The sequence below is a fragment of the Nonomuraea pusilla genome, from assembly GCF_900109355.1.
GTDB classification, from domain to species: Bacteria; Actinomycetota; Actinomycetes; order Streptosporangiales; family Streptosporangiaceae; genus Nonomuraea; species Nonomuraea pusilla.
Window position 1 is genome coordinate 1 of the sequence record NZ_FOBF01000020.1, and the last position, 5,261, is coordinate 5,261.

Consider the following 5,261-nt stretch of genomic DNA (forward strand, 5'->3'; position numbering starts at 1 on the left):
GAGTACCGCGAGGTCGTGCCGCTCACCGACGTGGCCGACGTGATGAAGACCGCGATCGTGGCCATCGAGGACGACCGGTTCTACCAGCACGGCGCCATCGACCTGGAGGGCACGTTCCGGGCCCTGGTGAAGAACTTCGCCAAGGGCGGCGTCGCGCAGGGCGGCTCCAGCATCACCCAGCAGTACGTCAAGCAGGTGCTGCTCAACTCGGCGGTCACCGACAAGGAGAAGGCGAGGGCGCTGGAGGCCAGCTACGCGCGCAAGCTCAAGGAGCTGCGGTACGCGATGGCGGTCGAGGAGAAGTACAGCAAGGACCAGATCCTGGAGAAGTACCTCAACATCGCCTACTTCGGCGCGGGCGCCAACGGCGTCGAGGCCGCCGCCAAGCGCTTCTTCGGCGTCCACGCCAAGGACCTCACGCTGCCGCAGGCCGCCACGCTCGCCGGAGCCGTCCAGGACCCGAACGCCACCGACCCCAACCTCGGCAAGGCCCAGCGCGCCCAGCTGCTGAAGCGGCGCAACATCGTGCTCGACCGCATGGCCGAACTGAAGAAGATCACCCCCGAGCAGGCGGCCGAGGCCAAGGCGACGAAACTCGGCTACAAGGGCACCCCGCTGCCCGGCGGCTGCGGCGCGAGCAAGTACCCGTACTTCTGCATGTACGTCCGCAACGAGATCCTGAACAACCCCACGTTCGGCAAGACGACCAAGCTCCGCACCCAGCTGCTCAACCGGGGCGGGCTCCAGATCCACACCACGCTCGACCCCAAGATGCAGGCCGCGGCCGAGGCCGCGATCAGGAAGCACGTCCACCCGTCCGACAACCCGGTGGCGTCCGAGGCGCTCGTCAAGCCCGGCACCGGCGAGATCAAGGCGATGGCCGCCAGCCGCAAGTACGGCAACTCCAAGCGCAGGCACGAGATGTCGTACAACGTGGTGGCCGACGCGGCGCACGGCGGCGGCGTCGGCTTCCAGGCGGGCTCGACGTTCAAGACGTTCACCCTGCTCACCGCGCTCAAGCAGGGCATGAAGATCAATGACGGGCTCTCGGTCGGCAGCGGCTACCGCGCCCCGTACTACTCGACGTTCAAGAACTGCAAGGGCCAGAACATCGCCGACCCGAGCCACACCGTCACCAACGACGAGGGCGGCGGCGGCTTCAAGACCCTGGCCACCGGCACCTGGCAGTCGGTCAACACCTTCTTCATGAAGCTGGAGGAGAAGGTCGGCCTCTGCAAGGTCGTCGAGACGGCCAAGTCGCTCGGCATCAAGCGGGCCGACGGGCAGCCGCTCCAGGAGTTCTCCACGTTCACGCTCGGCATCAACGAGATGGACCCGGTGACCGTCGCCAACGCGTACGCCGCCATCGGGGCGCGCGGCAAGTACTGCGCGCCCATGGTGGTCACGAAGATCGTCGACAGGAACGGGCAGGCCAAGGAGTTCGAGCCCAAGTGCAAGCAGGCGTTCGACCCCGAGGTCGCCGACGCCGCCGCCGACATCCTGTCGGGCGTGTTCACCAAGGGCACCATGAAGGGCGTCGGCGGCATCGGCCGCGACGCCGCCGGCAAGACCGGCACCACCGACCTGCAGTCCACCGCCTGGTTCGCCGGGTTCACCCCCGACCTCGCGGGGGCGGTCAGCATCGGCGACCCGCGCGGCGCGGCCACCCACAAGCTGAACAACATCACCATCGGTGGCAGGTACTACCCGGCGGTGTTCGGCGCGTCGGTGCCCGGCCCCATCTGGAAGGACACCATGCTGGCGGCCCTGAAGGGCACCAAGGCGACGTCGTTCACGCCGGTGAACACGTCGCGGTTCGGCGGCTGCAGCCAGGGCTGCGCACCGTCCAGCAACCGCCCGGACCGCGTGCAGCCCCAGCCGGGCAACAACAACGACTTCACCCAGCCCCCCGGCCTGGGCCTCTGACCCGACCCACCACGCAGGACGGCCCCTGGCCCGAGAAGACCAGGGGCCGCGGAGACCCCCGCCCTTCTGGCAGGGCGGCGCAACCGCCCCGCCCTCCCGCAAGGACGGGCGCCGGAGCATTCCGTTCTGCCGCCCCGGCCTTCCAGGAGGGTGTGAGGCCGAGCCCCCGCTGGGCCCACCGGGCTTTCCGAGAAGGTGCGAGTGCCGAGCACCCCGCTCGACCCACAGGGCCCTTCCGGGAAGGTGTGAGGCGGGCACCCGGCTCGACCCACCCGAACCTTGCCGGGGTGTAAGTGTCGAGCCCCCGCTCGACCCACCCGAACCTTCCGGGAAGGTGCGAGTGCCGAGCACCCCACTCGGCCCACCCGCCTGCGGTCGGGCTCCCACCGGAGTGGGCGTCGCCGCGAGTACGGCGGCTTCGGCGGCTTGCCACTGTGTGAGCGGGGACGCCGGCTGACGGGCTTGACAAGCGCCCGCACTGTGGGGCGCACTGCCGGCAAAGGCCCTATTAACAGCGGCGAAACATTGATAATGTGGGAGCGCTCCCAGGATCTTTCCGCGAGGTGCTCATGTCCGAGCAGCCCACACTGGCGCAGGTGGCGGCCGCCGCGGGGGTCTCCCCCGCGACAGCCTCCCGGGTCCTCACGGGCTCGGTGCGGGTCAGTACCTCGACCCGCCGGCAGGTCTACGACGCCGTCTCCCGCATGGGATACGTCCGGCACCGCGCCCCGAGGGGGGCGGCCGCGCGCACCGCGGCCGACGGGGTGACCGCCGTGATCTGCGACCACCTGCCCAGGCTCTTCTCCGAGCCCTACTACGCCCGGCTGCTGTCGGCCGCCGGGAACGTCATCGCCGAACACGGCACCCACCTCATGGTCACCACCGTGACCCCGACCTCGTCCACGCTGCCCGCCCTGTCGGGCGCCGTCCTCATCGTCGGCGCCCGCGAACGCCACCCACTGGCGATCAAGCTGTCCACCTCCGGCGTGCCCGTGCGCAACATCGGCAGGCCGCCGCACGACCTCAAGCTCCCGTACGCCGACGTCGACAACGTGGACGGCGGCCGGCAGGCGGCCGAGCACCTGCTGCTCAGCGGCAGGCGCAGCGTCGCCGCCATCGGCGGTCCGCCGTCGCTGCCCGCCGCCCGCGACAGGCTCGACGGCCTCGTACGCACCCTGCGGGCCGCCGGGCACGGCGAGGTGCCCGTGGCGTACGGGGACTTCACGGCGGCGTCCGGCACGCACGCCACGCAGTGGCTGTTACGCCACGCGCCGGGGCTCGACGCGGTGTTCGCCGCGTCCGACCTGATGGCGGCGGGGGCGATCCAGGCGCTGCGCAGGGCGGGCCGCCAGGTGCCCGCGGACGTCGCCGTGATCGGCTTCGACGACGCGCCGGTCGCCAGGCACACCGTCCCGGCGCTGACCACCGTCCGCCAGCCGGTCGAGGAACTCGCCACGGTCGCCACCCGGCTGCTCCTGACCGGCACGACGGGAGTCGACCCTGTCCTGCCCACGGAACTGGTCGTCCGTGACTCAGCTTGAGGCCGGCGACGTCCTCGCCCGCAGGTACCTGCTGCTGGAGCCGCTGGCCCGCGGGGGCATGTCGGTCATCTGGCGCGCCTTCGACCAGTCGCTGCACCGGCTGGTGGCGGTCAAGGTGCTCACCGCCTCGCTCCATCTCGACCTGGGCGAACGGTTCCGGGTCAGGAGCGAGGCGCGGGCCGCCGCGCGGTTCCTGCACAGGGACTCGATCGAGATCTACGACTACGGCGAGAGCGTCACCACGAAGGGCGGGGTGGCGGCGTACGTGGTGATGCCCCTGCTCGACGGCACCCCGCTGGCCGAACGCGTCGCGGAGGGGCCGCTGCCCTGGACCGAGGCGGCGATGATCGCGCTGCGCCTGGCCAGGGTGCTGATGGCGGGCCACGCCCACGGCCTGGTCCACAGGGACGTGACCGCCGAGAACGTCCTGCTGACCGCCGACGGCCCGAAGCTGCTGGACTTCGGCATCGCGGCCTGGACGGGCGACCCGGAGGACGACCGGGGCACGCCGCCGTACGTCGCGCCCGAGCGGCTGGCCGGCGCGCCCACGCATCCCGCCGTGGACGTGTACGCGCTCGGCGTGCTGCTGCACACCATGATCACGGGTCGGACGCCGTATCCGGAGACCACCTGGGAGGAGATCGAGGCGGCCCGCAGGACCGGCCCGCCTCCCCGAGTCCCGGGCGTGCCGCACGCCGTCGCCTCCCTCTGCCAGGACTGCCTGGCCCCCGACCCCGTGGACCGGCCGACCGCGGCCGAGATCGTGGCCGCCCTGACCGGAGCGCTGGCCGCGACGTACGGCGGGCGGCGGGTGCGGCGCCGCCTGGCGGCGGCCGGGTCGGCGGCGCTCGCGCTGTCGGCGCTGCTGTGGCTCCGGTACGAGGGGGACGCCGCCGTCCCCGGAGCCGGGACGACGACTGCGGCGCAGGGCGCCGTGAGCCCATCGGGCCCGCCTGCGGCGACGCAAGGCGCCCCGACACCGTCCGGCCCGCCCACCGCCGCGCAAGGCGTCCCGACGCCGTCCGGCCCGCCCACCGCCGCGCAAAGCGCCCCGACGCCGTCGGCCTCCCCGGCGGCCGTCGGCACGGCGGGGACGCCGGGGCCGCGGGCCACGTCCGGCTCCGGCTCCACGGCGAGCTCTCCGGGGTCACGGCCGACCGTGCGGCAGGCGGTGCAGCAGGCCGTGGCGGAGTTCCACGCGGCGCTGGACTCGCGCACGCCGTGCGGGGCGACGGACGCGGATGTGGTGCTCGACCTCAAGCAGGTGCTGCGGGGTGCGATGGCGCCGCCGCACGGCCCGTCTGAGACGCGCGCGAGCGGGCCGGAGGCGGTCGAGGGGGTACGTCGCAAGCTGGACGACCGGCTGCGCGAGGGCCGCCTCGAACCCGCCTGCCTCACCGAGCTCCAGACCCGCCTGGACGCCATAGCCTCCGCCCTCACCACCTCCTGACCTGTCGCCGACGCGCGGAGAACGCGCAACCGGCAGGAGGCGGCCTGCCCGACACGGGAGGCGGGAGAACGCGGCCATGCAGGAAGGGCGCGGGCGGGATGCGACGTGACCAGCGCGACCAACCCGGGAGACGACGTGACCGACGACGGAAGGGCGCGGGCGGGAGTCCTCGTGGTCGCGCGTGGCCACCCCAGGAGGCGGCATGACGGGCAAAGAAGGCGGGGTGGCCCGCGCAGGAAGGACGCAGGCGGGAGGTGGCGTGGTCGGCGTAGCCGGTGCGGGAGGCGACGCGATCCGTGTGGGAGGCGACGCGGCCGGTGCGAGAAGGGTGCGGGCGGGAGCCG

The 5,261-nt window shown here is 72.7% G+C and carries 3 protein-coding genes; all 3 read left to right on the plus strand.

Going from position 1 to position 5,261, the window contains the following annotated elements:
• A partial coding sequence (locus BMX74_RS32190) for a transglycosylase domain-containing protein (RefSeq protein ID WP_143078835.1) occupies positions 1–1,926 on the plus strand: 1,926 nt, incomplete at its 5' end.
• 569 nt (positions 1,927–2,495) lie between these two features.
• Positions 2,496–3,467: a LacI family DNA-binding transcriptional regulator gene (locus tag BMX74_RS32195; protein ID WP_091104491.1), complete on the plus strand. Its 972-nt coding sequence runs from the start codon at positions 2,496–2,498 to the stop codon at positions 3,465–3,467.
• On the plus strand, positions 3,454–4,917 hold the full coding sequence (locus BMX74_RS32200; RefSeq protein ID WP_091104374.1) for a serine/threonine-protein kinase: 1,464 nt from the start codon (positions 3,454–3,456) through the stop codon (positions 4,915–4,917). The genes BMX74_RS32195 and BMX74_RS32200 overlap by 14 nt, the downstream gene beginning before the upstream one ends.
• Positions 4,918–5,261: the final 344 nt, after the last annotated feature.

Bases quoted from the DNA above. Each gene is read 5' to 3' on its own strand.
- BMX74_RS32195 (WP_091104491.1), top strand. From the start codon at position 2,496: ATGTCCGAGCAGCCCACACTGGCGCAGGTGGCGGCCGCCGCGGGGGTC.